The sequence below is a fragment of the Streptomyces globisporus genome, assembly GCF_003501885.1.
GTDB lineage: Bacteria > Actinomycetota > Actinomycetes > Streptomycetales > Streptomycetaceae > Streptomyces > Streptomyces globisporus_D.
Map to the genome: position 1 here is coordinate 1 of NZ_QWFA01000300.1, position 5,101 is coordinate 5,101.

At 74.6% G+C, this 5,101-nt stretch carries 4 protein-coding genes and 1 pseudogene; 1 reads left to right on the forward strand and 4 read right to left on the reverse strand.

Annotated elements, in window-relative coordinates; genetic code table 11:
• Together D3105_RS32305 and D3105_RS32315 are read right to left on the reverse strand one after the other, a co-directional pair.
• Positions 1-261: pseudogene (locus tag D3105_RS32305) on the reverse strand (aminoglycoside phosphotransferase family protein); the annotation flags it as partial.
• Between the two features lie 516 nt (positions 262-777).
• Positions 778-984, reverse strand: coding sequence for a hypothetical protein (locus D3105_RS32315; protein ID WP_010057250.1), 207 nt, complete (start codon positions 982-984; stop codon positions 778-780).
• Positions 985-1,596: 612 nt separating this feature from the next.
• Here D3105_RS32315 and D3105_RS32320 point away from each other — a divergent pair.
• Positions 1,597-2,934 carry a serine/threonine-protein kinase gene (locus D3105_RS32320; RefSeq protein WP_118906402.1) on the forward strand — a complete coding sequence of 446 codons (1,338 nt, stop codon included), beginning with the start codon at positions 1,597-1,599 and terminating at the stop codon, positions 2,932-2,934.
• Between the two features lie 28 nt (positions 2,935-2,962).
• On the opposite strand, the gene D3105_RS32325 is transcribed toward D3105_RS32320, so the two are convergent.
• Entirely contained in the window at positions 2,963-3,781 is an 819-nt protein-coding gene (locus D3105_RS32325) for a TrmH family RNA methyltransferase (RefSeq protein ID WP_097994045.1), read from the reverse strand.
• Positions 3,782-3,871: 90 nt separating this feature from the next.
• Positions 3,872-5,101, reverse strand: a 1,230-nt coding sequence (gene cobA, locus D3105_RS32330; protein WP_118906403.1) for a uroporphyrinogen-III C-methyltransferase, incomplete at its 5' end; no start/stop codon positions are given.

Consider the following 5,101-nt stretch of genomic DNA (forward strand, 5'->3'; position numbering starts at 1 on the left):
CGCCGGGGCGGTGAGCGGCGGGAGCAGGATGCCGGCCAGCTGCGGGGCGGCGGCCAGGGCGATCCGGGCGGCCAGCGCCTCGCGGTCGGTGTCCGCGGCGTGGGCCTTCGCGACGATCGCGCCGCTGCGCACCACCGTGCCGTCAGGCCGGTCCGCGAGGACCTGCGGCGGCTCGCACACGCAGGGCGTCCGGGCGGGGTGGGAGAGGCGGTGCGCGAGCGTGCCCAGGTCATGGACTACTGAGGTCTGGGTGGTGGTCAACGGCTCCCCCGGCGGCGGTCGGCCCGGCCGTGGCACCGGGCCCGCCGTGAGCGTAACGCGCGGGACGGTCCGAGCCACGGCGTGCGCGGGGCGTCGGCCCGTCGCGAAGCGCGCGGGCCGACGGGCGGGAACGCCTGAGCTCGGACAGAGCGGAGAACGCCTGGGCTCGACAACCGGGAAGCGCCTGGCCCCGGGCAGCCGGAAGACACCAAGGCCGGGCAGGCCCGAATCCCCTGGGCCCGGCAGCCGGAAGGCACCAGGGCCGGACAGGCGGGGAGCCCTTGGCCCCGGGCAGCCGGGGGCGCCTGAGCCGGGACAGGCGGGAGGCATCTGGGCGCGACAGCCGGAAAGCACCTGTTCCCGGGCGGCCGGGAGCCACCCGGCCCCGAACAGCGCGATGCCCGGTCAGCTCCCCAGCTGACCGGACAAACGCTGCCGTCCGCCGCACCCCCGTCCCCACGGGGCTGTTGGCCGGATGTGCGGGTCCGGACCGCTCTTCCGGACCCCGGGCGCCGCTCAGCGCCCCAGCATCACCGCCACGGACGACGCCTGTGTGACCACCGCTTCCCAGCCGCCGAAGACGACCACCAGCAGGGCCGCCAGGGGAAGGACCATCGCCGTCGCCACCAACGGGTGACGAGTGCCGGACGGACGGGCGCCGAACGAGGCGTACGCCTTGCGTCCCCGCATACGGACCACCGTCCGCGTTGCCGTGTCCGCCATGGTTCCTCTCCTGACCTGATCGGGAAGCGGCGGGCGTGACCTCGGGGGACGAGTGCTGCGCCCGCCGCTTGATCTCAACATTAGGTAAGCGGCGAGCACAGGGCGTCATGCCCGCGTACCGAATGGCGGGCCTCCCGGAGGATGAGTGGTCGTCGATCGGCGTACTCCCCTGGGTGGAGACGGACAGCCGAAGGTTGGGGTCATCCCGGAGGGGCTCCGGGGCCGTCGGGCGCACGGGCGGTACCGCCGGGGGCCTTGGAAGGACACCGGCGGGTGACTTCACTCACGTCCGCCGCTCCCCGGCGGGCGGCCGTTCCGCGCCGGGGACCAGCGGGGACACCTCCACCCCGTACAGGCGGGCGGTGGAAACGTCCTGGATGGCGGTGGCGCCCCGGCGTTCCCTCGGTGATCCAATCCCCCTGCCCCGGTGGCCGTTTGGGGCGGCCGGCCGGCCGACGGGCCCGGACCCCCCGCGCGCTGACCCCTCTTCACTTCTCCCGCCCGGCACGGACAATCGAAACCCCGGCGAGGGCGCGGCCTCTGAGCGCGCCGGGCGCGGGGTACGTAAGCTGTGCCTCGTCAGGCGGACCAGGCAGCGGGGATGGGCAGACGATGGCGATGATGCGGCTCCGGCGCGAGGACCCGCGTCTCGTCGGCTCGTTCCGGCTGCACCGGCGGCTCGGCGCGGGTGGCATGGGCGTCGTCTACCTCGGCTCCGACCGGCGCGGCCAGCGGGTCGCGCTCAAGGTGATCCGGCCCGACCTGGCGGAGGATCAGGAGTTCCGTTCGCGGTTCGCGCGCGAGGTGTCCGCCGCGCGGCGGATCCGGGGCGGCTGCACGGCCCGGCTGGTCGCGGCCGATCTGGAGGCGGACCGCCCGTGGTTCGCCACGCAGTACGTGCCCGGCCCCTCGCTGCACGACAAGGTCGCCGAGGAAGGCCCCCTGCCCGCCGCGGAGGTCGCCTCGATCGGGGCGGCGCTCTCCGAGGGCCTGGTGGCGGTGCACGAGGCGGGGGTGGTCCACCGGGACCTGAAGCCGTCGAACATCCTCCTTTCCCCCAAGGGTCCCCGCATCATCGACTTCGGTATCGCCTGGGCGACCGGGGCGAGCACGCTCACCCATGTCGGTACGGCGGTGGGGTCGCCGGGGTTCCTCGCGCCCGAGCAGGTCCGGGGCGCGGCGGTGACGCCCGCGACGGACGTGTTCTCGCTCGGCGCGACCCTGGCGTACGCGGCGATGGCCGACTCCCCCTTCGGACACGGCAGTTCCGAGGTGATGCTGTACCGCGTGGTGCACGAGGAGGCGCAGCTGCGCGGGGTGCACGACGCGTTGGCCCCGCTGATCAGCGCCTGTCTGGCGAAGGATCCGGAGGAGCGGCCGAGCACGCTGCAACTGTCCATGCGACTCAAGGAGATCGCGGCACGCGAGGCGCAGGGGCTGCATGAGAGCCGGCCGCCCGTCCAGCGTTCCGCCCAGGACGCCGAACGGCCGACGGGACGGATGGCCGATCCGTACGCCGATCAGCACACCCGGCGTTCGGAGGGCCCGTCCGGCTCCCGCCCCCAGCCGGGCAGGCGTGGCGCGCCGGTACGTTCGGGGCCGCCGCGCACCGGTGGCTCGCGCCCGCAGCAGGCGTCGCGCAACACGACGCGTTCGGGCGGGAAGACGGGGAAGCGACCGGGGTCCCCGGCCGGCACGAACGGACGCCCGGGGACGCGTTCCGGGAGCCGTACGACCTCGGCGGGGAGGCGTCCGGCCAATCCGCGGCTGCTGCGTCAGCGGCTGGTGGTGTTCGTCGTGGTGACGCTGCTGGTGGCGCTGGGCATCGCGGCGGCGCAGGGCTGCCAGGGGCCGGCGCGCGGGCTGGGCGGGAGCGAGCGGCCGGGCGGGGTTTCGCAGGCGCAGGCGCAGGCGCCGACACCCCAAGGCCCGGTCCCCTCGATGCCGTGACGCCCGGTCCGGACCGGGCCGGCCGTGCTCAGCTCTCCGGGCGTCCCGTGGCCACCGCGTAGAAGGCGACCGCGGCTGCTGCGCCCACGTTCAGTGAGTCGACGCCGTGCGCCATCGGGATGCGGACCCATTCGTCGGCGGCCATCAGGGCTCGCGTGGACAGCCCGTCGCCCTCGGCTCCGAGCATCAGCGCCACCCGCTCCAGCCGGTGCGGCGCCGCCTCGTCGATGCTGGTTGCCTTGGCGTCCGGGGTGAGGGCGAGGAGCCGGAAGCCGGCCTCCCGTACCGTCTCCAGCGACTTGGGCCAGGCTTCGAGCCGGGCGTAGGGGACGGAGAAGACCGCGCCCATGGAAACCTTGACGGAGCGCCGGTAGAGCGGGTCGGCGCAGTCCGGGGAGAGCAGGACCGCGTCCATGCCCAGGGCCGCCGCGCTGCGGAAGATGGCCCCGATGTTGGTGTGGTCGTTCACCGATTCCATGACCACCACCCGGCGCGCGGTGGCGAGCAGTTCGTCGGCGGCGGGCAGCGGCTTGCGCTGCATGGAGGCGAGCGCCCCGCGGTGAACGTGGTAGCCGGTGACGCGTTCGGCCAGCTCGGGGGCGACCGCGTACACGGGGGCCGGGACTTCGTCGATGACATCCCGCATCACGTCGACCCACTTGGCCGAGAGCAGCATGGACCGCATCTCGTACCCGGTCTGCCGGGCGCGGCGGATGACCTTCTCGCCCTCGGCGATGAAGAGCCCTTCGGCGGGTTCGCGCCGTCGTCGCAGCTCGACGTCGGTCAGGCCGATGTAGTCGCTCAGCCGCGGGTCGTCGGGGTCGTCGACGGTGATGAGTTCTGCCACAGGGTGATACTGCCTTGTCCGGTGTGCGGTGCCAACGCCCGGGAGGGAGTCGCGTAACCGCGGGTTACGGGGCGGGGGTCGGGCTCTCGCCTACTCAGCCGCGTCCTGGACGGGGGCCGGTGCGGAGTCCGGGCCGACCGCGACGACGTCGCCGATGACGATCACGGCGGGCGGGCGCACGTCCTCCGCGACTGCTCGCTCCCCGACGTCCGCGAGGGTCGCGTCGACCCGGCGCTGTGCGGCGGTCGTGCCCTCCTGGACGAGGGCGACCGGGGTGGCCGGGTCCTTGCCGTGGGCGATCAGGGCCGCGGCGATGGCGCCGATCTTGTCGACGGCCATGAGGAGGACCAGGGTGCCTCGCAGCCGGGCGATCGCCTCCCAGTCGACCAGCGAACGCGGGTCCTCGGGGGCGACATGCCCGCTGACCACGGTGAACTCGTGGGCGACGCCCCGGTGGGTGACCGGGATGCCGGCCGCCCCGGGGACGGAGATGGTGCTGGAGATGCCGGGGACGACCGTGCAGGGGATGCCCTCGGCGGCCAGCGCCTGGGCCTCCTCCATGCCGCGGCCGAAGACGAACGGGTCGCCGCCCTTGAGCCGGACCACGGACTTGCCCGCCTTCGCGTGCTCGATGAGCGCCTGGTTGATCGCCTCCTGGGCCATGAACCGGCCGTACGGGATCTTCGCGGCGTCGATGACCTCGACGTGCGGCGGCAGTTCGTCGAGCAGGTCGCGGGGGCCGAGACGGTCGGCGATGACCACGTCGGCCTCGGCGAGGAGGCGGCGGCCCCGGACGGTGATCAGGTCCGGGTCGCCGGGGCCGCCGCCGACGAGCGCGACGCCGGGGGCGCGGGTGCGGTGGTGCGGGGCGGCGATGCTGCCGTCGCGCAGGCCTTCGACGATGGCGTCGCGGAGGGCGGCGGAGTGCCGGGGGTCGCGGCCTCGCGGGGTGGTGTTGAGGACGGCGACGGTGATGTTCTCGATGCGGCCGGTGGCCGGGGTCCAGGCGGTGGCGGCCTCGGCGTCGTCGGACCGGACGCACCAGGTGCGGGTGCGCTCGGCCTCGGCGGAGGCGGCGTCGTTGGCCGTGGTGTCGGAGGAGGCGACGAGGGCGTACCAGGTGTCGGCGAGGTCGCCGTCCTGGTAGCGGCGGCGCTCCCAGCGGATCTCCCCGGCGTCCGCCATCGCCTCGACGGAGGGCGTGGCGGAGGGGGAGATCAGGGTGATGACGGCACCGGTGGCGATGAGCTGCGGCAGCCGGCGCTGGGCGACCTGTCCGCCGCCGATGACGACGACGCGGCGGCCGCGCAGGCGCAGTCC